The organism is Telluria sp. RT2P19 (assembly GCF_059685725.1).
On record NZ_JCASIL010000021.1, the window covers coordinates 54,086 to 76,070 of the forward strand.

Here is a 21,985-nt window from a genome sequence, read left to right on the forward strand (position 1 = left end):
CGCTCAGCGATAACGTCTTGTTCGCCCCGCGCCCTCGAGACGTCATTCCCGCCTGCGGAATGACGTCGTTCTACAGGATACGGGTCGACATGGGCAAGGACAGGTCGATCACAATCACCGCAACATCGACTCCCACACCTTCTGCAGCCGCTTGGCCGACACCGGCATCGGCGTGCGCAGCTCCTGCGCGAACAGCGACACGCGCAGCTCTTCCAGCATCCACCTGAACTCGATCATGCGCGGATCGTTGTTCTTGCCCGCCATATTCTTGAGCGTGCGCTGGAACTGGCTCGCCGCGTTCTGCCATTCGGCCATCAGCTGCGCATCGCGCGATGGATTACCGCGCAGTTTCTCGAGACGCACGTTGATCGCCTTCAGGTAGCGCGGGAAGTGCGCCAGCTGGCTGTACTCGTTGTCGGCGATGAAGCGCTTGTGCACCAGCGCCTGCAACTGCGCCATGATGTCCGCCGACACTGCCGAGGGCAGGCTCTGCACGCGCTTGGGCAGGCCGTGGTACTCGCCCAGGATCTGTCCGGCCAGGCGCGCCACCTCGTTGATGAGCAGGCCGATACGGCCCTTGCCTTGGTCACGGCGCTGGTTGAACGACGCCGCATCAACCGGCAGCGGATCCTGCAGGCAGGCGATGTCGATCGCCTTGGCCACGATCTGGTCGCGCAAGTCTTCTTGCGAGCCGATGTTCATGAACTGCATGCCCATGCCCTGCAGGCCGGGGATGTTCTTCTCGGCGAACTTGAGCTGTTCCTTGAACTGCAGCGCGAACAACCGGCGCAGGCCCACGCGGTGGGTACGCGCGGCCACGTTCGGATCGTCGAACACCTCCAGGTCGCAATGCGTGCCCTTGTCGACCAATGCCGGGAAGCCGATCAAGGTCAGCTTGCCCTGGTTGATCTCCAGCAGTTCCGGCAATTCGCCGAAGGTCCAGCTGGTAAGGCCCGTGTGCTGGCGGCCGGATGCGGCTTCGTGCACCGCGGCTTGCCCACCTGCGGCCGCCGGCGCGGCCTGCGGCGCACCGCCCTTTCCCTTGCCTGCGGGTGCAGGTGGCGCGCCAGGCGGCGCCGCCACCGGCCGCGCGGCCTGGGCACGCGCGTTGGCCGCGCCTGGTGTCGCCTCCGCCATCTTCTGGAAGCTCTGGCGCGCCTGTCCGCCCAGCTCGGCCTGCAGGGTCGAGAGATTGCGCCCCATGTCCAGCTGGCGGCCATGCTCGTCGATGACCTTGAAGTTCATGAACATATGCGCCGGCAGCGTCTCGATCTTGAAGTCCGCGGTACGCACCGCCACGCCGGTCTGCGCGCGCACGTCCATGATCAGCACGTCGACCAGGTCGCCGCGCCCGAAGGCGCCCGCTGCATGGATGCGGTCCACGAACTTGCCCGCGTACTCCGGCAGCGGCACGCAGTGGCGGCGCAGCTTCTGCGGCAGGGATTTGAGCAGCAGATGCACCTTTTCCTTGATCATGCCGGGCACCAGCCAGGCCGGCCGCTCCTGGGGAATCTGGTTCAGCGCGAACAGCGGCACGGCGAGCGTGACGCCATCGCGCACGCTGCCCGGCTCGAAGTGGTACGTCAGCCCCATCTCGATGCCGGTAACGACCATCGTCTTCGGGAACAGCTCGGTGGTGACGCCGGCCGCCTCGTGCCGCATCAGCTCTTCGCGGTTCAGGTAGAGCAGCTTCGGATTGTCGCGCGCCGCGTCCTTGTACCACTTCTCGAAACCGGCGCCGTTGACGATGTCCCTCGGGATCTCGCTGTCGTAGAAGGCCGCAATCAGCTGGTCGTCGACCAGCACGTCCTGGCGGCGCGACTTGTGCTCGAGGTTCTCGATGTCCTTCACCAGCTTGTGGTTATGGATGTAGAACGGCAGCCGGGTCTCGTAGTCGCCCGCCACCAGCGCGTCGCGGATGAAGATCTCGCGCGCCTCGACCGGGTTGCGCTGGCCGTAGTTGATGCGCCGGCCGCCATAGATGACGATGCCGTACAGCGTCGCGCGCTCGAGCGCCGTCACTTGCGCCTGTTTCTTCTCCCAGCGCGGCTCGCCCCACGATTTCTTGAGGAGGTGGCCGCCGATCTTCTCGACCCAGTCGGGCTGGATCTGGGCGATGGTGCGCGCATACAGGCGCGTGGTCTCGACCAGTTCAGCCGCCATCACCCAGCGTCCCGCCTTCTTGCCCAGCGTGGAGCCGGGCCAGATATGGAACTTGATGCCGCGCGCACCAAGGTACACGCCGCCCTGCTCGTCCTCGGACTTGAAGCCGATATTGCCGAGTAAACCGGTGAGCAGCGCCAGATGCAGCTGTTCATAGGTAGCGGGGCTTTCATTCAGGCGCCAGCCCTGCTCGCGCACGATGGTCAAGAGCTGTGAATGAACGTCGCGCCATTCGCGCAGGCGCAGCTGCGACAGGAAGTTGGCGCGGCAGTTGTCCTGCAACTGGCGGTTGGTCTTCTTGTGCGCGATCGCGTCCTCGAACCAGGCCCAGATCTTCAGGTAACCGAGGAATTCGGATTTTTCGTCGGCAAACTTCTTGTGCTTCTCGTCAGCCTGCTGCTGGTATTCGATCGGGCGGTCGCGCGGGTCTTGCGTCGACAGCGCCGAGGCCACGATCAGCATCTCGCTCAAGCAGTGGTTGTCGAGCGCGGCCAGGATCATGCGGCCCACGCGCGGGTCGAGCGGCAGCTTGGCCAGCTTGCGGCCCAATGGCGTCAGTTCATTATTGTCGTCGACCGCGCCGACTTCCTGCAGCAGCTGGTAGCCGTCGGCGATCGCGCGGCCCTGCGGTGCCTCGATGAAGGGGAAGGTCTCGACATCGGTCAGGCGCAGGGATTTCATGCGCAGGATGACGGCCGCCAGCGACGAACGCAGGATCTCGGGCTCGGTGAATTTCGGACGCTTGAGAAAATCGTCTTCCTCGAACAGGCGGATGCAGACGCCGTCGGCCACGCGGCCGCAACGGCCGGCGCGCTGGTTGGCGGCCGACTGCGCGATCGGCTCGACCTGCAGCTGCTCGACCTTGTTCCTGAAGCTGTAGCGTTTCACGCGCGCGAGCCCCGTGTCGACCACGTAGCGGATGCCCGGCACCGTCAGGGACGTCTCGGCCACGTTGGTGGCCAATACGATGCGGCGCGCGTTGCCGCTGGGGCGGAACACGCGGTCCTGCTCCTCGACCGACAGGCGCGCGAACAGCGGCAGGATGTCGACGTGCGGCGGATGGTGCTTGCGCAGCGCCTCGGCGCAGTCGCGGATCTCGCGCTCGCCCGGCAGGAACACCAGCACGTCGCCCGAACCGAGGCGGCACAGCTCATCGACGGCATCGACCACGCCGTCCATCAGGTCGCGCTTCTCGCGCGCGGCCTGGGCCTTCGGCAGCGGCCTGGTCGGATCGACCCCGGCGCCAGCGACCGGATCGCGGTCGATCGGACGATAGCGCACCTCGACCTTGTACAGGCGGCCCGACACCTCGATCACCGGCGCCGGCCTGTCGTTGGCGGCGAAGTGACGCGCGAAGCGCTCGGCGTCGATCGTCGCCGAGGTGATGATGATCTTCAGGTCGGGACGGCGCGGCAGCAACTGCTTGAGGTAGCCGAGCAGGAAGTCGATGTTCAGGCTGCGTTCATGCGCCTCGTCGATGATGATCGTGTCGTAGTTGCGCAGCAGCGGGTCGGTCTGCGTTTCGGCCAGCAGGATACCGTCGGTCATCAGCTTGACCGAGGCGCCCTTCTGCAGGGTGTCGTTGAAGCGCACCTTGAAGCCCACGTGTTCGCCCAGCGGCGAGCCGAGTTCCTGCGCGATGCGCTTGGCGGTCGACGACGCGGCGATACGGCGCGGCTGGGTGTGGCCGATCAGCCCACGGCCGCCACGGCCCAGTTCCAGGCAGATCTTCGGCAGCTGGGTCGTCTTGCCCGAACCGGTCTCGCCCGAGACGATGACCACCTGGTTCTCTGCAATCGCCCTGGCGATCTCGGCGCGCCGGCCCGACACCGGCAGGTCTTCGGGGAAGGTGATCGGCGGCAGCGGGTTACGCACAACCGGCGCTTCTTCGCGCGGCGCACGTTCCTGGCGTGGACGCGGCTCGCCCGGCTCGCCTCGAGCACGGCGTGGCCGGCGTTCGGCCGGCGCTGCTGCACTGGTTGCGTTGGCGGTGGCGCTCGCGTCGCGCGCCGGCTGTGGCGAAGGCTTGTTACTCTGTTCAGACATTGATTTTACAAGGATTTGGTGCGCACAACGCGCAGCGAATTATAATGCGGCAAATGGAAACTCCTACCCAATTCGTCCAGTGGCTGCGCTCGGTCGCGCCATATATTCATGCGTTCGGTGGCAAGACCTTCGTGGTCGCCTTCCCGGGCGAACTGGTCGCCGCCGGCGCCCTGCCGGTGCTGGCGCAAGATCTCTCCCTGCTGGTCGGCCTCGGCATCCGCATCGTACTGGTGCACGGTTCGCGGCCGCAGGTGGCCGAACAGCTGGCGCTGCGCAACGTCGAGGGGCGCTTCCACAACGGCGTGCGCGTCACCGACACCGCCGCGCTGGAATGCGCCAAAGAAGCCGCCGGCGAACTGCGCCTCGACATCGAGGCCGCCTTCAGCCAGGGCCTGCCCAACACGCCGATGTCGAACGCCCAGATCAGCATCGTCTCGGGCAACTTCGTCGTCGCCCGCCCGCTGGGCGTGATCGACGGCGTCGATTTCGAACTGACCGGCGTGACGCGCAAGATCGCCGCCGAAAAAATCCACCCGATCCTGCAGACCGAGGACAACCTGGTGCTGCTGTCGCCGCTGGGCTTCTCGCCGACCGGCGAGATCTTCAACCTGACCATGGAAGACGTCGCGGCGTCGGCCGCGATCGCCCTGCATGCCGACAAGCTGATCTTCATCACCGAAGCGCCGCTGCTGACGGACGCCGGCGGCGCCGAGCTGCGCGAGCTGTCGTCGCACATGGCCGAAGCCGTGCTGCAGGCCGGCTTCCTGTCCGACCCGGCCGCGTTCTACATGCAGCACGCGATCAAGGCCTGCAACGCCGGCGTCGACCGTGCCCACATCATCCCTTACGAGATGGACGGCTCGGCCCTGCTCGAGGTGTTCACCCACGACGGCGTGGGCACCATGATCAGCCACGAGAACCTGGAAAGCCTGCGCCAGGCCACAATTGAGGACGTCGGCGGAATTATCAAGCTGATCGAGCCACTCGAAGCGGACGGCACCCTGGTCTACCGGGGCCGCGAGCTGATCGAGCGCGAGATCGACCAGTTCTCGGTGATCGACCACGACGGCGTGATCTTCGGCTGCGCGGCGCTGTATCCGTTCCCTGAATCGAAGATGGGCGAGATGGCTTGCCTGACGGTGAGCCAGGACGCCCAGACCCAGGGCGACGGCGAGCGCATCCTGAAGCACATGGAAAACCGCGCCCGGGCGGCCGGGCTGACCAAATTGTTCGTGCTGACCACGCGCACGTCGCACTGGTTCAAGAAGCGCGGCTTCGTGCCGGCCACCGTGGACGACCTGCCAAAAGACCGGCAACACATGTATAACTGGCAGCGCCGATCACAGGTCCTGATCAAGACTCTATAATACCGGTTTTAGACTGTCACGAATAACAGGAGTACACGATGGCCCGCACTGTCCACTGCATCAAACTGAACAAGGAAGCCGAAGGCCTGGATTTCCCGCCGGTCCCAGGCGAAATGGGCAAGAAGCTGTACCTGTCGGTCTCGAAAGAGGCCTGGCAGGGATGGCTGAAGCATCAAACGATGCTGATCAACGAGAACCGCCTGAACCTGGCCGACGACCGCGCACGCAAATACCTGGCGACGCAGATGGAAAAGCATTTCTTCGGCGAAGGCGCCGACCAGGCAATGGGTTACGTGCCGCCACCGGCATAATCAGCCCGTAGTCAGGCCACATCAGCCTTTCGCACCTCCGCACGCAAGACCGTCATTCCCGCGCAGGCGAAAATCCAAGTCATCCGCAGGCCACTTCAGTCAATCGTCGTGGAACGCTGGCGAACCTGGATTCCCGCCTTCGCGGGAATGACGTTTTTGGGCAGGGGGCAGCGTTTTGGGGCGCCGGGCGGCGTTTTGGGGCCGCGAATTTACATTTGACGGCATTGGCGCAACTCGCAGCGCGCCATGAACACCTTGCCGTTTTCGCACTGCATCCGATAGACCTCGATCGGCCCCGGCTCCGTGATCAGGCTCGCGCCTTTGGCACTGGCGCAAGCTTTGGCCTTGCCGAGTTTCTCGACCGTGGTCGACGACACCCCGACCTTGAACGGCACGCGCTGGATCTCGACGACGTCGGAAGACGGCGCCGCCGCAGGCTCCGCCAAATCCACCTTGCCGCCGAAGACGGAACAACCGCCCAGCAAGACCGCCGCCGCAATCCACGCGCGTTTCATGCGTGCTCCCCGGTCAGAGCGACAGGGTCTTGACGCCGTCAGGCGTGCCCAGCAGGCAGACGTTGGCGCCGGCCTTGGCGAACAGGCCCACGGCGATCACGCCGGTGATCTGGTTGATGCTCTCTTCGAGCGCCACCGGATCGGTGATCGACAGGCCGGCCACGTCGATCAGCTCACCGCCGTTGTCGGTGATGAAAGGCTGGTCGGTGCCGGGCTTGAGGCGCAGCTTCGGCTGGCCGCCGAGGGCCGCCAGCTTGCGCATCACGACGGCGCGCGCCATCGGGATTACCTCGACCGGCAGCGGGAAGGCGCCGAGCGTGTCGACCAGCTTCGAGCCGTCGGCGATGCAGACGAACTTCTTCGACACCGAAGCGACGATCTTCTCGCGCGTCAGCGCCGCGCCGCCGCCCTTGATCATGGCGCCCTGCGCGTTGATCTCGTCGGCGCCGTCGATATAGACCGCCATCGACTCGACGTCGTTCAGGTCGAACACCGGGATGCCGTGGCCGCGCAGGCGGCTGGCGGTGGCTTCGGACGAAGCGACGGCGCCCTTGATGCGGTCCTTGATCCTGGCCAGTTCGTCGATGAAGAAGTTGGCGGTCGAGCCGGTGCCGACGCCGATGATTTCGCCGTCGACCACGTAATCGATGGCGGCGCGCGCCACTGCTTGTTTCAGTTCGTCTTGAGTCATGATGCGGTTGGTAGAGGAAAGGGAATACGCCATTTTAGCGGATTGCCGCGACCAATCCTCCAAAACGTCACGCCCGCGAAGGCGGGGCCAAGCGCTAAATCACCCATGCATGCCACGATCATGCAATCCGCATTTGCCAATCTTGTAACAAGCCATCACACTTGTCGTTTTAGTTGTTGTCCGTTTGCGTGGGAACCAATGAAAATCTTTACCAGGAAACGCATCGTCATCGCCGCCGCCATCCTCGTCGCCGCCGCGACAGCCGCGGTCTTGCTCAAGCCAAAAGACAACGTCGTGCCGCCGTCGAAATACCGCACCAGCGTGGTCGACCGCGGCGCCATCAACCAGACCGTGACCGCCACCGGCACCATCAATCCGGTCGCGCTGATCAATGTCGGCTCGCAGGTCTCGGGCACCGTGGCCGAGCTGCACGCCGACTTCAATGACCGGGTCAAGAAAGGCCAGGTGCTGCTCAAGCTGGAGCCCACCATCTTCAACGCCCAGGTAAAACAGGCCGAAGCCAATATCGCCTCGGCGCGCGCCAGCCTGCGCCTTAGCCAGGCCACCTTCCAGCGCAACGAGCAGCTGGTGGCGCAGAACTTCGTTTCCAGCCTGGCGCTCGACCAGTCGCGGCGTGAAATGGACGTCGCCGCCGCCAACCTCAAGCTGGCCCAGGCCCAGTTCGAGCGCGCGCGCGCGGACCTGAACAACAGCGTGATCCGCTCGCCGATCGATGGCGTGATCATCAAGCGGACGATCGACCTGGGCCAGACCGTGGCGGCGTCGTTCACCACGCCGAACCTGTTCCAGATCGCGCAAGACCTGACCAAGATGCAGATCGACACCAGCGTGTCGGAAGCCGACGTCGGCCAGCTGCGCGACGGCCTGCCGGCGCGCTTCGTCGTCGACGCCTATCCCGACCGCGAGTTCCACGCCACCATGCGCCAGTTCCGCCTGGCGCCGAACGTGGTGCAGAACGTCGTGACCTACAACGTCGTGCTCGACGTCGACAACAGCGACGAACTGCTCAAGCCCGGCATGACGGCCCAGGTGCGGCTGGTGGTGGCCAATCGCCCCGACGTGCTGCGCATCCCGACCACGGCGCTGCGTTTCCGCCTGTCCGAAGAAGAGCAGGCGGCCGAGAAGAAGCGCACAGAAGAAAAGAACAAGGGAGCGGGCAAGGACGTCAGGCAGGTCGCCGCCAAGCCGGCGCCGGGCGCCACGGCCAACGACGATGTCGCCTTCCGCAGCGCCAGCGAGCGCGCGCGCATGTTCAAGATCTACAAGCTCGACGCGATGAACCAGCCGCAGCCGGTCGACATCCACGCCGGCCTGTCCAACTTCCGCTACACCGAAGTCCTGTCGGGCGCTTTGCAGCCGGGCGACCGCGTGGTGACGCGCGCGCTGGCGCAGCCGGAGAATCAATGAGCAGTCCGCTGATCGATATCCAGGGCGTCACCAAGACCTATGTCAGCGGCAGCGTCGAGACGCCGGTGCTGCACGGCGTCGACCTGACGGTGGAGCGCGGCGACTTCGTCTCGATCATGGGCGCGTCGGGTTCCGGCAAGTCGACCCTGATGAACATCCTCGGCTGCCTCGACCAGGCCACCGGCGGCGCCTACCTGCTCGACGGCGTCGATACGCGCCTGCTTTCCCGCCCCGCGCTGGCCGATATCCGCAACCGCAAGATCGGCTTCGTGTTCCAGAGCTTTAACCTCATCAAGCGCATGAACCTGGCCGAAAACGTCGCCCTGCCCCTGATCTATGGCGGGGTTTCGCGCGGCAAGGCGCATGCGCGCGCGCTGGCCGAACTGGAACGGGTCGGCCTGGGCAACCTTGCCGGGCGCACGCCCAACCAGCTGTCGGGCGGCCAGCAGCAGCGCGTCGCCATCGCGCGCGCGCTGGCGACCGACCCGCCGCTATTGCTGGCCGACGAGCCGACCGGCAACCTCGACACGCAGACCAGCGACGACATCATGGACAGCTTCGGCCAACTGAACCGCGAGCGCGGCATCACCATCGTGCTGGTGACCCACGAACCGGACATCGCGGCCTGCAGCCGCCGCCTGGTGCGCCTGAAGGACGGGCGCGTGCTGTACGACGGGCCCGCCGCCGATGGCCTGCGCCAGTTCGCGGCCAATCAGGCAGGAGCCGCGCCATGAACCCGATCCAGATCCTGATCGAGTCCTTTCGCTCGATGGCCGCCAACCGCCTGCGCACGGCGCTGACCATGCTCGGCATCGTGATCGGCATCGCCTCGGTGGTGCTGCTGCTGGCGCTGGGCGACAGCATGCAGCGCTTCATCGGCAAGCAGCTCGAGATGCTCGGCACGAATATGGTGTATGTGATGCCGGGGGGCGATCGCACCGCGGCCCAGCGCGCGCGCGAGGGCAAGGTGGCGGTGCTGAGCCTGGACGACGCCGAGGCGCTGAACGCCCTGCCCAGCCTGACCGGCGCCGCCCCCGCGCTGCAGGGCAGCTTCAAGGTCAGCGCCGGCAGCGAGAACCTGAGCAGCACCGTGATCGGCGTGACGCCGGCCATGTTCACGATCCGCAACTGGAAGGTCGACCAGGGCGCGCTGTTCGGCGAGGCCGACGTGCGCGCCAGCGCGCGGCTGGCGGTGATCGGCCAGAAGGTGGCCGACCAGTTCTTCTACCGCACCGATCCGCTCGGGCGCTACCTGCGCATCGAGAACGTGGCGTTCCAGGTGGTCGGCGTGCTGGCCGGCGAAGGCCGCCAGAGCGACGGTACCGAACTGTCCGAACAGATCCTGGTGCCGATCACGGCGGCCAGCGCCCACCTGGTCAAGTCGCCGTTTCCGCAGAACGTCCACTACATCAACGCGCAGGGACGCTCGGACATGTCGATGAGCGATGCGATCGAGGACATCAAGGAAGTGCTGCGCGACCGGCACCGGATCCGGGTCGACGATCCGGACGACTTCAGGGTGCAGAACCTGAACACGATCGCGCAGACGGCCAACAAGATCACCACCGGCATCGCGCTGCTGCTCGGCGTGATCGGCGCGATCTCGCTGCTGGTGGGCGGGATCGGGATCATGAACATCATGCTGGTGTCGGTGACCGAGCGCACCCGCGAAATCGGCATCCGCATGGCGATCGGGGCCCGGCCCAACGCCGTGCTGCTGCAGTTCCTGGCCGAGGCGGTGGTGATCTGCCTGGCCGGGGGACTGGTCGGGATCGCGATCGCGGCGGGCGGCGCGGCGCTGATCACGACATTCGGCGGCGGCGACTTCGAGGTCTATCTCACCCTGTCGGGCATCCTGGTGGCGTGCGGGTTCTCGACGGCGGTCGGGGTGTTCTTCGGGTTCTATCCGGCGCGGCGGGCATCAAGGCTATTGCCGGTGGATTGCCTGCGCTACGAATAGCCTGGACGGCGTAGCCGTACGGGCTACCGGCGGGGCTTCGGCGCCGCCGGCGCCTTCTTCTGCTTCGGCGCGGGCAGCACATGCGTATGCCCCGCATGGATCATCGGCTGATCCAGCCCATCGTCCGAATTGGTCATCACGGTCAGCATCTCCACCTCGTCGCAGCCCTCCGCGACCAGGTAGGCATGCCCCATGCTCGAGTCGAAATAGATCGACTGCCCCTCCTTGAGCACCACCGGGTCGTAGAACTCGGTGTGCAGCACCAGCGTGCCCTTGATCACATACGAGAACTCCTCGCCCGAGTGATGCACCAGGCTGCCGAATTCCTCGAGCGTCTTGGTGCGCAGGCGCCCGAACACCGGGATCATCTGCTTGCGCCGCAACTCCGTGCACAGGTAGTGGTAGTCGTAGTTGGGCGTCTCGATATGCACCGCCGATTGCAGGTCGCCCAGGCTGCGGCGCGCCGTCACCGGCGGCTCGGCCTCGGGCGCTTCGGCGAACAGGTCCGACATGCGCATGCCCAGCTTCTGGCTCAGCTGGTACAGCTTGTCGTAGGTCAGCGTCAGCTGGCCATGCTCGACCTTCGACAAGGTCGATACCGGAATGCCGCTCTTTTCGCTCATTTCCTTCAGCGTCCAGCCCTGGCGGCTGCGCAGGCTGCGGATCAACGCGCCGAGTGTGGGGGATTCAGATGCCATAGGAGAAGTTTTATATGTTGACATAGTCTCTAATTAGGAAGATATTTCTCTAATCAGAGAAAAATAACTCGGATCAAGCTTTATTTTATAGGCTGGACGGGTCGTTCGCAATCAACCGAAAGAAGAGGGAGAAGGAGACTCGATGAGAATTCTGAAGATTCTGCTGCTGAGCATGCTGTGCTGGAACGCCGGCGCGCTCGCCCAGCAAGTCACGCAAACACCGACATTGCCGCCGTCGCCGATCGCGCCGGGTCCGGCCGCCAAGACCCCATCCGATACATCGCAAACCGCCGTCCAGACGCCGCGCGCCAGCGCCGGACAAACCCTCGACAAGACCAACCTCGACACCTGGCTCGACGGCTACATGCCGTTCGCGCTCAACACCAGCGACATCCCGGGCGCGGTGGTGGTGGTGGTCAAGGATGGCCAGGTGCTGAGCGCGCGCGGCTTCGGCTACGCCGATGTCGAGAAGCGTACCCCGGTCGATGGCGAACGCACGCTGTTCCGCCCCGGCTCGGTCTCGAAGCTGGTGACCTGGACCGCCGTGATGCAGATGGTCGAGCAGGGCAAGGTCGACCTCGACGCCGACGTCAACACCTACCTCGACTTCAAGATTGCGCAGCGCGCCGGCAAGCCGGTGACGATGCGCCAGATCATGACCCATACGGCCGGATTCGAAGAGTCGGTCAAGTACCTGATCGTCTACGACAAGGGCAAGGCCAGGCCGCTGGGCGAACTGCTCAAGGCGTGGATACCCGAGCGCATCTATGACGCCGGCACCACGCCCGCCTATTCCAACTATGCCACCTCGCTGGCCGGCTACGTGGTCGAGCGCGTCTCCGGCATGCCGTTCGACGACTACGTGGAGAAATTCATCTTCGCGCCGCTGAACATGCGCACCGCGAGCTTCCGCCAGCCCCTGCCGGCCGCGCTGGAGCCGCTCATGGCCACCGGCTACAGCAAGCCGGGCGAGCCATCGCAGGGCTTCGAGATCGTCAATTCGGCGCCGGCCGGGGCGCTCTCGGCCAGCGGCATCGACATGGCCAACTTCATGATCGCGCACCTCCAGGGCGGCCAATTCAACGGCCAGCGCATCCTGTCGGCCGCCACCGCGAAGACGATGCACGACAGCCCGCTCGACAAGATCGCCAAGCCCTCGCTGCTGCCACCGCTGAACCGCATGGAACTCGGCTTCTTCGAGACCAATGTGAACGGCCGCGACGTGATCGCCCACCTGGGCGACACCGAGGGCTTCCACAGCTCGCTGCACCTGTACATGGGCGACGGTGTGGGCCTGTACCTGTCGGTCAACAGCGGTGGGCGCGAGGGCGCCTCCAATACGCTGCGCGCCGCGCTGTTCCAGGATTTCTCGGACCGCTACTTCCCCACCACCCTGCCGGCGGACGGCCGCGTGCCCGACGACGAAGCGAAGCGCCATGCCGAGATGATGGTCGGCTCGTGGCAGAACAGCCGCCGCTCCGAATCGAATTTCTTCGCCGTGTTCAGCCTCCTCGGCCAGACGAAGATCGCGCTCGACGACAAGGGCCAGCTGACGGTGCCGGCCCTGCTCGGCCCCAACGGCCGCCCGCGCGAGTGGGTCGAGATCGCGCCCTTCGTCTGGCGCGACAAGAACGGAGAAGACCGTCTCGCGGCCCAGGTCGTGGACGGCAAGGTCGTCCGCTGGAGCATGGACTTCATGTCGCCCTTCATGGTGTTCGACCGCGTTCCTGCTTCCATGAACGGCGCCTGGTTGATCCCGGCCGCCTGCCTGGCCCTCGCGGTGCTGCTGTACGCGGTGCTGGCCATTCCGGGCGACTGGATCGTGCGCCGCCGCTACAAGCTGCAGCACACGCTCGACAAGCCGGCGCGCCAGGCGGCGCTGGCCACGCGCCTCGGTGCGCTGGCGATCCTGGCGGTGCTGGCCGGCTGGGTCGGCATCATTGCGGCCTTCGAAGCGTCGCTGGACAACGCCACGTCCCCACTCGACCCCTGGCTGTGGCTCCTGCAGATCGGCGGCCTGCTGGCCTTCGTGGCGGCGCTGGTCGCCGGTGCGCGCAACCTGCAACTGGCGTTCAGGGGCGCTGGCCGCCTGCGCAAGTTCTGGAGCGTGCTGTTCCTGCTGTCCGTGCTGCTGCTGGCGTATATCGCCCTGCGCTTCAGCCTTCTTTCCATGACGGTGAACTACTGATGGCCCGCCTGAATCTCTCGGTCGCGACCGAAAAAATGCGGCTCGTGAAGCCGTTTCGCATCTCGGGCTATGTGTTCGACGCCTTCGACGTCGTGGTTGTCACCCTGGATGACGGCCAGCACCGGGGCCGCGGCGAAGCCGGCGGCGTCTATTATCTGGGTGACGATGCGGCGCACATGCTGTCGGTGCTCGACGGGGCCAGGGCCGACATCGCCGCCGGCCCCACGCGCGAAGAACTGCGCGCCATCCTGCCGCCCGGTGGCGCGCGCAACGCCGTCGACTGCGCGCTGTGGGAACTGGAAGCGGCGCGCGCCGGCGTGCCGGTGTGGCAGCTGGCCGGCAAGCAGGCGCCCCGGCCGCTGCGCACCACCTTCACCCTGGGCGCCGACGAACCGGAAGCGATGGCGGAAACGGCGCGCGGCTACGCGCAGGCCCATTCGATCAAGATCAAGCTGACCGGAGACCTCGATCTGGACCTGGCGCGGGTGGCGGCGGTACGCGCGGCCCGGCCCGACGCCTGGCTCGGCGTGGACGGCAACCAGGGCTTCGTGGCCGGCCAGCTCGACGACCTGGTTGCCGGCCTGCTGGCCCAGGACGTCGGCCTGCTCGAGCAGCCGCTGGCGCGCGGCAGCGAAGCCGACCTCGAGGGACTGCGTTCGCCGATCCTGCTGGCGGGCGACGAGAGCATCCTGTCGCTGGCCGATATCGCGCCCTCGGTAGGCCGCTACGACGTGGTCAATATCAAGCTCGATAAATGCGGCGGCCTGACCGAAGGCCTGCTCATGGCGCAGGAAGCGCGGCGCCTGGGCCTGAAGGTCATGGTCGGCAATATGGGCGGCTCGAGCCTGGCGATGGGGCCGAGCTTCGTGCTGGGCCAGGAATGCGACATCGTCGACCTGGACGGCCCGATCTTCCTGGCCAACGACCGCAACCCGGGCGTCGACTACGTCGACGGCAATGTCTGGTCCGGTCCGGACGTCTGGGGCGGCGGCGCGAAGGCCGCCGCATGAGCAGCGCGATGAACGCCCAGCCAACCTGGTTCGGCCACCCGCGCGGCCTGACGATCCTGTTCCTGACCAATATGTGGGAACAGTTCTCGTACTACGGCATGCGCGCGCTGCTGGTCTACTTCATGACCAAGGAACTGCTGTTCGCCCAGGCCCAGGCTTCGTTCATCTATGGCGCCTACACGGCGGCGGCCTATTTCACGCCGATCCTGGGCGGGGTGCTGGCCGACCGCTGGCTGGGAAAGCGGCGCGCCATCATCATCGGCGCCTCCGTCATGGCGGCCGGCCACTTCATGATGGCCTTCGACGCCTTCTTCTATGTCGCGCTGGCCACCATCGCCCTCGGCAACGGCCTTTTCCTGCCATCGCTCCCGAGCCAGGTCGGCGACCTGTATGCACGCGGCGACGCGCGGCGCGGCTGGGCGTTCAACGTCTACTACGTCGGGGTCAATATCGGCGGCTTCCTGGCGCCACTGATCTGCGGCACGGTCGGCGAACTGTATGGCTGGCACTACGGCTTCGGCCTGGCCGGCATCGGCATGCTGCTGGGCCTGGTCGTCTATGTCGCCGGACAGCGCTACCTGCCGCCCGAGACCACGAACAAGGCCCAGCCCGCGCCGGACGCGGCACACGACGACGCTCCGCGCGGCCTGGGACGCGAAACCGTCATGGTCCTGGTCGGCATCGGCCTGGCGGTGACGGTGTTCCGCTCCGCCTACGAGCAGGTCGGCAATACGGTCGCGCTGTGGGCCGACAGCGGCGTCGATCGCAGCGTGGGCGACTGGACCATCCCGATGACCTGGTTCCAGTCCCTGAACCCGCTGTTCGTGATGCTGCTCACACCGCCCCTGCTGGCCTACTGGCACCGCCGTGCGGCGGCCGGCGTCGACCAGGCGCCGCTGCGGCGCATGGCCTGCGGCGCGCTGATCGTGGCCGGCGCCTACCTGCTGCTGGCGATGGTCGGCTGGAGCGCCGGCGGCGCCGCCACCGGCTGGATCTGGCTGGCGCTGTTCTTCCTGGTGCTGACGATCGGCGAACTGTTCATCCTGCCCACCGGCCTGGGCCTGTTCGCCCGGCTGGCGCCGCGCCACCTGGGCAGCACCACGGTGGCCGCCTGGTTCCTGGTGACCTTCGCCGGCAGCCTGTCGGCCGGCCTGGTGGGCGGCCTGTGGAGCCGCTTCGAACCGGGCGCCTTCTTCGCGCTGCTCGCGGCCCTGGCCGCAATCGCCGCCGGCCTGCTGTGGCGCCTCAACAGCCCGATGCAGCACGCCGAGCGGCTGCATGCCGCCGGCGCCAACGCTTGATGTACCTGCAACGATAACGAATAACAGGAGAGACCCACATGGCAATCCATATGCCTGCAGCAGCACGCCGCATCGTACTGACTTCGATGGCGCTGGCCGTATCGAGCGCGTTTCCAGGGGCTCATGCCGCCGGCCAGGACCAGGCCGCGCGCGAGGACGTCCAGCAAGTGGTGGTGACGGCCCAGAAGCGCGCTCAGACGATGGTCGACGTGCCGCAGTCGATGTCGGTGGTCGGCGGCGACGCGCTGGAAAAGCACCAGGCGACCGGCTTCGCCGACTACCTCAAGCTGGTCCCCAGCCTGCAGCTGGTGCAGAGCACCCCCGGCGAAGGGCGGCTGGTGCTGCGCGGCCTCGATACCGGCGGCGTCGCTTCCACGGTCGCGGTGTACCTCGACGAAACCCCGTTCGGCTCGAGCAGCGGCCTGGCCAACGGCGCGATCCTGGCCGGCGACTTCGACACCTTCGACCTGGCCCGGGTCGAGGTCTTGCGCGGCCCGCAGGGCGCGCTGTATGGCGCCAGCTCGCTCGGCGGCCTGGTCAAGTTCGTCACCAACGCCCCCGACCTCGACGGCTTCGCCCTGCGCGCCCGCATCGGCGCGGCGTCGGTCGATGGCGGCGGCGTCTCGTACCGCACCAACCTGGTGGTCAATACGCCGATCAGCGATACGGTGGCCATGCGCGCCTCGGTCTCGTACCAGAAGGAGCCCGGCTTCATCGACTCGATCGGCACCGCCGGCTCGGACGTGGCCAAGGACATCAACAAGGCCGAGAACTACGGCGCGCGCGCCTCGCTGCTGTACAAGCCGCACAAGGACTTCGACCTGCGCTTGAGCGCAGTCGCGCAGAACATCGCCACCGACGCCCCCAGCATCGTGGAGAGCGATCCGGACACGCTCGAGACGCTGTACGGCCGCCCCACCCTCTCGCAATACATTCCGCATATGCGCGACATCCACTATCGCGTCTTCAACGGCACCGCCAACTGGAACCTGGGCGCCGCCAGCCTGACCTCGTCGACCAGCTACAGCACCCAGAAGCAGTATGTGCGCGAGGACGCCAGCTTCAACCTGAGCGCTCTGGTCGAAGGCGCCTTCGGCGTGCCCAACGAGCTGTACCTGGGCCAGGAACTCGAGGTCAAGAAGTTCACGCAAGAGCTGCGCCTGAGCTCCAACGGCGGCGGACGGGTCGACTGGCTGGCCGGCCTGTACTACACCGACGAGGAAGGCGACCTGGCCCAGCGCTACCACGCCGTGGTGCCGGGCTCGATGACCCCTGCCACCGGCCTGCCGCTGCTGGCCGACCTGAGCCTGGGATCGAACTACCGCGAGATCGCGGCCTTCGCCAACACCACCATCCACCTGAACCCGGTGTACGACCTCGATATCGGCGGCCGCTACAGCCACAACAAGCAGGACGCGCGCCAGATCGGCGACGGCGCCCTGGCCGGCGGACCGGCCGACGACCGCGCCGAATCGTCCGAGGGCGTGTTCACCTATGCGGTGGCGCTCAAGCGCAAGTTCAGCGAGCGCACCGCCGTCTACGCGCGCGCGGCCAAGGGCTTCCGTCCCGGCGGGCCGAACGTGCTGCCGCCCGACCCGCCGCCGGGCACCCCGGCCACCTACGCCTCGGACAGCGTGATGAGCTACGAGGCCGGCCTCAAGACGCAGACCCAGGACGGACGCTGGTCGCTCGACCTGTCGGCCTTCCACATCAAGTGGAACGACATCCAGCTGCTGGCGGTGGTGAACAACTTCGGCGTCAATACCAACGGCGCCGGCGCCACCGCCGACGGCGTCGAGGTCAGCGCCGGCTGGCGTCCCTTGGGCGGCCTGCGGCTGTCGGCCAACGGCGCCTGGAACAAGGCGCGCCTGGATGGGGCCACGGATCCGATCGTGGGCGGCTTCAAGGGCGACCGCCTGCCGTTCTCGCCCAAGTACACGGTCGCACTGCTGGCCGACTACCGCTGGACCATCGGCGACACCACGCCCGCCTATGCCGGCGCCTCGGTGCGGCGCATGGCCGGCCAGTACGGCGCCTTCGACGCCGACTACCGCACCGCCAACGGCCGCCAGCGCGAGATCCCATCGTACAACGTGGTCGACGCCCATGCCGGTCTTGAACTGGGCAACTGGACGGTCGAGGTGTTCGGCAAGAACCTGGGCAATAGCGACGGCCGGCTGTCGACTTCCGCGGTCACGGCCAACGGCGGCTTCGTCTATCCGAATGGCGCCATCGGCACCGGCGTGATCACGCCGCGCACCGTCGGCTTCACCCTGACCCGGGAGTATTGATGGCGCCGGCATCACGAGCAGGAGAACTGGAAAACCAGGCCGTCGGACGCTGCCTGCTGTTCCTCGGCGACGTCACCGAACCGGGCTTCGCCAAGACCGCCTTCGGCCTGCGCGACTGGGCCGCCGAACGCTGTGTCGGCGAGCTGCGCCTGCCGGCGGGGACCGTCTCGGCCGGCCTCCCGCAGCTCAGCTGCGAAGAAGCGGCGGCGCAAGGCGCCAGCGCGCTGGTGATCGGGGTGGCGGCCGCCGGCGGCGCCATTCCCGACGCCTGGGTGCCGACCCTGGCCGGCGCGCTGGACGCGGGCCTCGACATCGTGTCGGGCATGCACGTACGACTGGACTCGTTACCCGCCCTGCGCGAGGCGGCCGCGCGCAGCGGGCGGCGGTTGGTCGACGTGCGCGTGCCGCCGGCCGGGATCCCGATCGCGACCGGCCTGCCGCGCGGCGGACGCCGCATCCTGACCGTCGGCACCGACTGCGCGCTGGGCAAGAAGTACACGGCGCTGGCAATCAGCCGCGCCCTGGCGGCGCGCGGCGTCGACGTGAGCTTCCGCGCCACCGGCCAGACCGGCATCATGATCGCCGGCAGCGGCATGCCGATCGACGCCGTCGTGTCGGACTTCGTGGCCGGGGCCGCCGAGATCCTCAGCCCGGCCGCGGCGCCCGGCCACGTCGACGTGATCGAAGGCCAGGGCTCGCTGTTCCACCCGGCCTTCGCCGGCGTCACGCTCGGACTGCTGCACGGCAGCCAGCCGGACATGTTCGTGGTCTGCCACGATCCGCGGCGCACGCACGTGCTGGGCTACCCCGGCGCCAGCCTGCCGTCGATCGAGACCGTGGTCGATCAGACCATCGCGCTGGGCCGGGTGACCAATCCCGCGATCCGCTGCGTCGGCGTGGCCCTCAACACCGGCGGCATGACGCCGCAGGAAGCCGAGCGCGAGATCGCGGCCCATGCCGCGCGCCTGCCGTATCCCGTCGCCGATCCGATGCGGGGCGGTCCCGCCTTCGACCGCCTGCTCGACGCCTGCCAGGAGACCCCATGAGACATGCCCTGACCACCTTGTTGTTCACTGTCGCCTGCGCCCCCGCGCTGGCGGCGCCCCCGAGCGGCTTCGAGGCCCGCGTCGAGACGCTGCGCCAGCGCATCGGCGTGCCGGGCCTGGCGATCGCCATCGTCGAAGACGGCAAGACCACGCTGGCGCGCGGCTTCGGGGTGCGCCAGCTCGGTTCCGCGGCCCCGGTCGACGGCGACACGCTGTTCCCGACCGGCTCCACCGGCAAGGCGATCACCGTGGCCGCGCTGGCCACGCTGGTCGATGCGAAAAAAATCACCTGGGACGACAAGGTGATCGACCACCTGCCAGGCTTCCAGATGCATGACCCGTGGGTGACGCGCGAGATCACGATCCGCGACCTGCTGACCCACCGCAGCGGCCTTGGCTACGGCGCGGGCGACCTGCTGTTCGTCCCGCGCAGCAAGCTCTCGCGCGCCGAGACGGTGCACCGGGTGCGCTACCTGAAGCCGGCGACCAGCTTTCGCAGCACCTATGCCTATTCGAACCTGATGTACGTGGTGGCCGGCCAGCTGATCGAACAGGTCAGCGGCAAGACCTGGGAAGACTACACGCGCGAGCACGTGCTGCGCCCGGCCGGGATGACGGTGTCGACCACCCGTAATCTCGATAATTTCGCCACCGCCAACCGCGCCTATCCGCACGCCAGGATGAATGGCGGCCTGCGCGGCGCCGGCGACCAGGCGCGGCTGGACGAACGCGACGACCTGGGTCGCAATGCGGCCCCCGCCGGCGGCATCGCCAGCAGCGCCAACGACCTGGCGGCCTGGTTGCACACCCAGCTCGGCGCCGGTGCCACGCCTGACGGCAAGCGCGTGTTCAGCGCCGACACGCACGCGCAGATGTGGACCCCTTCGATGCCGATGCCGACCGGTCCGATGCCGCCCGAGCTCAAGCTGCTCGAGTCGAAGCTGTCGAGCTATGGCCTGGGCTGGGACCTGGTGGACTACCGCGGCGCGCGCATGATCTGGCATGGCGGCGCGGTGTTCGGCTTCGGCACCGCGGTGGTGCTGCTGCCCGAGCAGAAGGTGGGCTTCGCCATCGCGATCAATAGCGAAGACGGCGAGCTGGTGCGCGGCCTGATGTACGAACTGGCCGATCACTACCTCGACAAGCCGAAGGCCGACTGGCCGGCGACCTTCCAGGCCTACAAGGCGAAGAAGGTCAGGCAGGGCCTGGACCTGGTGAAATCGAAGCAAGCCGCGCCGGTCAGGTCGACACCGTCGCTGCCGCCGGCGGCGCTGGTGGGGACCTACGCCGACCCCTGGTACGGCAAGCTCGCGATCACGCAGGAGAAAAAGGGACTGCGCGTCGACTTCACCTCGACCCAGCGCATGGCGGGCCGCCTCGAGCATTGGCAATACGACACCTGGATCACCCGCTTCGACGATAATGCCCTGGAACCCGCCTACCTCAGCTTCGCCTTCGACAAGGACGGCAAGGTGCAAGGGATCAAGCTCGCACCGGTCTCGCCGATCGCCGATTTCAGCTGGGATTACGCGGACCTGGACTTCACTCCGATTAAAGCGCCAGAATGAAAAAAAACAAGACCTCCTGCCTTGCCCTCGCTTCACTGGTCGTGCTCGCCGGCTGCGCCGCACCTGCCGCGACGCCGCCGGTGGACGAGACCCACCGCCGCCTGCTGACGCTCGACGCCCACCTCGACACGCCGGTGCACTTCGGCCGCGAAGGCTGGGACTTCGGCCAGCGCCACGATCCGGCCACCGAAGTGGCCCAGCTCGACCTGGCGCGCATGGGCGACGGCAGCCTCGATGGCGGTTTCTTCGCCATCTTCACCGACCAGGGGCCGTTGACGCCGGAAGGCTATGCGGCGGCGCGCAGCCATGCGCTGGAACGGTCCAGGCTGATCGACGCGACGCTGGCGCGCCACGCCGGCCGGATCGGGCTCGCCACGACCGCCGACGAGGCACGCCGCCTCGACGCGGCGGGCAAGCTGGTCGCGTTCAAGAGCATCGAGAACAGCTATCCGCTGGGCGAAGGTGCGGCGGCGCTGGCCGCGCTGTCCGAATTCCAGCGCCAGGGCGTGCGCCTGGTCGGCATCGTCCACGGCAAGAACAACCAGTTCGCCGATTCGTCGACCGACAAGCCGGCCTGGAACGGCCTGTCGCCGCTCGGCCGCGACTGGGTGCGCGAGATGAACCGGCTGGGCATGGTGATCGACGCCAGCCATGCGGGCGACGCCACGGTCGACCAACTGCTGGCGTTGTCGACCACCCCGCTGCTGCTGTCGCACTCGAACTCGCGCACCAGCTTCGACCACCCGCGCAATATCGACGATGCGCGCATTCGCAAGATCGCGGCCGGCGGCGGCGCGATCTGCGCCTCCACCATCTACCTGAGCGACATCGGCATGGGCCCGCGCCGCACAGAGCTGTTCGACCGGCTCGAACACATCGGCAAGCTGGCGCCGGCCGAACAGGCCGCGCTGGGCAGGCAGTGGCTGGCGCTGGACCGGACCGCCCCCCTGTGGAGCACGAGCTTCGAACAATACATCGCCTCGCTCAAGCACCTGATCGCGGTGGCCGGCAGCGATCACGTGTGCATGGGCGCCGACTTCGACGGCGGCGGCGGCATCCCGGGCCTGGACAATGTGTCGCATCTGCCGCGCATTACCGAACGGCTGAAGGCCGATGGCATGTCGGATGCCGACCTGGCCAAATTGTGGAGCGGGAACCTGCTGCGGGTAATGGCGGCGGCTGAAGCTCGGGCACAGGTCGCTGTCGCTACCAAATAAATATTTGCCAACTTAAGTATTCAATGACTATCGGTCGATAATTTCCATACATTGTTTTGTTTCTTGTTCGCAACGGCGGTGCGAATTTGTGGACTTTCGGTTTCGCAAATACGCACCGGGGCGCTTATCCTTGAGCTGATTTCCTTATGTATCAATACTTTACATGAGAAATTGAGCCAAGACAC

Annotated in this window: 16 protein-coding genes; 12 read left to right on the forward strand and 4 right to left on the reverse strand. The window is 66.9% G+C overall.

The features are described from left to right. Nucleotides 1–114: 114 nt before the first annotated feature. Nucleotides 115–4,209: an ATP-dependent RNA helicase HrpA gene (gene hrpA, locus AC56KW_RS21725; protein ID WP_497172732.1), complete on the reverse strand. Its 4,095-nt coding sequence runs from the start codon at nucleotides 4,207–4,209 to the stop codon at nucleotides 115–117. Nucleotides 4,210–4,262: 53 nt separating this feature from the next. Here hrpA and argA point away from each other — a divergent pair, with 53 nt between their 5' ends. Beyond that, nucleotides 4,263–5,576 carry an amino-acid N-acetyltransferase gene (gene argA, locus AC56KW_RS21730; RefSeq protein ID WP_497172733.1) on the forward strand — a complete coding sequence of 438 codons (1,314 nt, stop codon included), beginning with the start codon at nucleotides 4,263–4,265 and terminating at the stop codon, nucleotides 5,574–5,576. 38 nt (nucleotides 5,577–5,614) lie between these two features. Next, a complete protein-coding gene (locus AC56KW_RS21735) occupies nucleotides 5,615–5,887 on the forward strand; it encodes an oxidative damage protection protein (RefSeq protein WP_497172734.1) in 273 nt (90 codons plus the stop codon). Nucleotides 5,888–6,096: 209 nt separating this feature from the next. Here AC56KW_RS21735 and AC56KW_RS21740 read toward each other — a convergent pair whose 3' ends face one another. Further along, nucleotides 6,097–6,402: a hypothetical protein gene (locus tag AC56KW_RS21740; RefSeq protein ID WP_497172735.1), complete on the reverse strand. Its 306-nt coding sequence runs from the start codon at nucleotides 6,400–6,402 to the stop codon at nucleotides 6,097–6,099. A 13-nt stretch (nucleotides 6,403–6,415) separates the two neighbouring features. After that, complete coding sequence (rpiA, locus tag AC56KW_RS21745) at nucleotides 6,416–7,093, reverse strand: ribose-5-phosphate isomerase RpiA (protein WP_497172736.1); 678 nt, start codon at nucleotides 7,091–7,093, stop codon at nucleotides 6,416–6,418. A gap of 198 nt (nucleotides 7,094–7,291) precedes the next feature. Between rpiA and AC56KW_RS21750 the strand changes: the two genes are divergently transcribed. Genes AC56KW_RS21750 through AC56KW_RS21760 form a run of 3 tightly spaced genes read left to right on the forward strand, consistent with a single transcriptional unit; the run spans nucleotide 7,292 to nucleotide 10,481 of the window. Next, nucleotides 7,292–8,521, forward strand: coding sequence for an efflux RND transporter periplasmic adaptor subunit (locus AC56KW_RS21750; RefSeq protein ID WP_497172737.1), 1,230 nt, complete (start codon nucleotides 7,292–7,294; stop codon nucleotides 8,519–8,521). Next, on the forward strand, nucleotides 8,518–9,255 hold the full coding sequence (locus AC56KW_RS21755; RefSeq protein WP_497172738.1) for an ABC transporter ATP-binding protein: 738 nt from the start codon (nucleotides 8,518–8,520) through the stop codon (nucleotides 9,253–9,255). The genes AC56KW_RS21750 and AC56KW_RS21755 overlap by 4 nt, the downstream gene beginning before the upstream one ends. After that, the gene (locus AC56KW_RS21760) at nucleotides 9,252–10,481 is read left to right on the forward strand and encodes an ABC transporter permease (protein ID WP_497172739.1); all 1,230 of its coding nucleotides are present in this window, start codon (nucleotides 9,252–9,254) and stop codon (nucleotides 10,479–10,481) included. Before AC56KW_RS21755 ends, AC56KW_RS21760 begins: the two co-directional genes overlap by 4 nt. A 23-nt stretch (nucleotides 10,482–10,504) precedes the next feature. Here AC56KW_RS21760 and AC56KW_RS21765 read toward each other — a convergent pair whose 3' ends face one another. Continuing rightward, complete coding sequence (locus AC56KW_RS21765; protein WP_497172740.1) at nucleotides 10,505–11,179, reverse strand: helix-turn-helix domain-containing protein; 675 nt, start codon at nucleotides 11,177–11,179, stop codon at nucleotides 10,505–10,507. A gap of 142 nt (nucleotides 11,180–11,321) precedes the next feature. Here AC56KW_RS21765 and AC56KW_RS21770 point away from each other — a divergent pair, with 142 nt between their 5' ends. The 7 genes from AC56KW_RS21770 to AC56KW_RS21800 are packed head-to-tail and all read left to right on the forward strand — an operon-like array spanning nucleotide 11,322 to nucleotide 21,800. Further along, nucleotides 11,322–13,367, forward strand: a complete 2,046-nt coding sequence (locus tag AC56KW_RS21770; RefSeq protein ID WP_497172741.1) for a serine hydrolase domain-containing protein — start codon at nucleotides 11,322–11,324, stop codon at nucleotides 13,365–13,367. After that, entirely contained in the window at nucleotides 13,367–14,377 is a 1,011-nt protein-coding gene (locus AC56KW_RS21775) for a dipeptide epimerase (protein ID WP_497172742.1), read from the forward strand. Before AC56KW_RS21770 ends, AC56KW_RS21775 begins: the two co-directional genes overlap by 1 nt. Nucleotides 14,378–14,385: 8 nt before the next feature. Beyond that, nucleotides 14,386–15,678 carry a peptide MFS transporter gene (locus tag AC56KW_RS21780; RefSeq protein WP_497172743.1) on the forward strand — a complete coding sequence of 431 codons (1,293 nt, stop codon included), beginning with the start codon at nucleotides 14,386–14,388 and terminating at the stop codon, nucleotides 15,676–15,678. Between the two features lie 38 nt (nucleotides 15,679–15,716). After that, entirely contained in the window at nucleotides 15,717–17,969 is a 2,253-nt protein-coding gene (locus AC56KW_RS21785; RefSeq protein WP_497172744.1) for a TonB-dependent receptor, read from the forward strand. Then, nucleotides 17,969–19,015: an N-acetyltransferase DgcN family protein gene (locus AC56KW_RS21790; RefSeq protein ID WP_497172745.1), complete on the forward strand. Its 1,047-nt coding sequence runs from the start codon at nucleotides 17,969–17,971 to the stop codon at nucleotides 19,013–19,015. Before AC56KW_RS21785 ends, AC56KW_RS21790 begins: the two co-directional genes overlap by 1 nt. Beyond that, the gene (locus AC56KW_RS21795; protein WP_497172746.1) at nucleotides 19,012–20,583 is read left to right on the forward strand and encodes a serine hydrolase; all 1,572 of its coding nucleotides are present in this window, start codon (nucleotides 19,012–19,014) and stop codon (nucleotides 20,581–20,583) included. The genes AC56KW_RS21790 and AC56KW_RS21795 overlap by 4 nt, the downstream gene beginning before the upstream one ends. After that, nucleotides 20,580–21,800, forward strand: coding sequence for a dipeptidase (locus tag AC56KW_RS21800; protein ID WP_497172747.1), 1,221 nt, complete (start codon nucleotides 20,580–20,582; stop codon nucleotides 21,798–21,800). Before AC56KW_RS21795 ends, AC56KW_RS21800 begins: the two co-directional genes overlap by 4 nt. The last annotated feature ends 185 nt before the right edge of the window (nucleotides 21,801–21,985 follow it).

What these genes read in the sequence shown, in the direction of transcription:
- AC56KW_RS21750 (WP_497172737.1), top strand. Translation starts at nt 7,292, where the DNA reads ATGAAAATCTTTACCAGGAAACGCATCGTCATCGCCGCCGCCATCCTC.
- AC56KW_RS21755 (WP_497172738.1), top strand. Translation starts at nt 8,518, where the DNA reads ATGAGCAGTCCGCTGATCGATATCCAGGGCGTCACCAAGACCTATGTC.
- AC56KW_RS21795 (WP_497172746.1), top strand. Translation starts at nt 19,012, where the DNA reads ATGAGACATGCCCTGACCACCTTGTTGTTCACTGTCGCCTGCGCCCCC.
- AC56KW_RS21790 (WP_497172745.1), top strand. Translation starts at nt 17,969, where the DNA reads ATGGCGCCGGCATCACGAGCAGGAGAACTGGAAAACCAGGCCGTCGGA.
- AC56KW_RS21800 (WP_497172747.1), top strand. Translation starts at nt 20,580, where the DNA reads ATGAAAAAAAACAAGACCTCCTGCCTTGCCCTCGCTTCACTGGTCGTG.
- AC56KW_RS21775 (WP_497172742.1), top strand. Translation starts at nt 13,367, where the DNA reads ATGGCCCGCCTGAATCTCTCGGTCGCGACCGAAAAAATGCGGCTCGTG.
- rpiA (WP_497172736.1), bottom strand. Translation starts at nt 7,093, where the DNA reads ATGACTCAAGACGAACTGAAACAAGCAGTGGCGCGCGCCGCCATCGAT.
- hrpA (WP_497172732.1), bottom strand. Translation starts at nt 4,209, where the DNA reads ATGTCTGAACAGAGTAACAAGCCTTCGCCACAGCCGGCGCGCGACGCG.
- argA (WP_497172733.1), top strand. Translation starts at nt 4,263, where the DNA reads ATGGAAACTCCTACCCAATTCGTCCAGTGGCTGCGCTCGGTCGCGCCA.
- AC56KW_RS21740 (WP_497172735.1), bottom strand. Translation starts at nt 6,402, where the DNA reads ATGAAACGCGCGTGGATTGCGGCGGCGGTCTTGCTGGGCGGTTGTTCC.
- AC56KW_RS21765 (WP_497172740.1), bottom strand. Translation starts at nt 11,179, where the DNA reads ATGGCATCTGAATCCCCCACACTCGGCGCGTTGATCCGCAGCCTGCGC.
- AC56KW_RS21735 (WP_497172734.1), top strand. Translation starts at nt 5,615, where the DNA reads ATGGCCCGCACTGTCCACTGCATCAAACTGAACAAGGAAGCCGAAGGC.
- AC56KW_RS21760 (WP_497172739.1), top strand. Translation starts at nt 9,252, where the DNA reads ATGAACCCGATCCAGATCCTGATCGAGTCCTTTCGCTCGATGGCCGCC.
- AC56KW_RS21785 (WP_497172744.1), top strand. Translation starts at nt 15,717, where the DNA reads ATGGCAATCCATATGCCTGCAGCAGCACGCCGCATCGTACTGACTTCG.
- AC56KW_RS21780 (WP_497172743.1), top strand. Translation starts at nt 14,386, where the DNA reads ATGAACGCCCAGCCAACCTGGTTCGGCCACCCGCGCGGCCTGACGATC.
- AC56KW_RS21770 (WP_497172741.1), top strand. Translation starts at nt 11,322, where the DNA reads ATGAGAATTCTGAAGATTCTGCTGCTGAGCATGCTGTGCTGGAACGCC.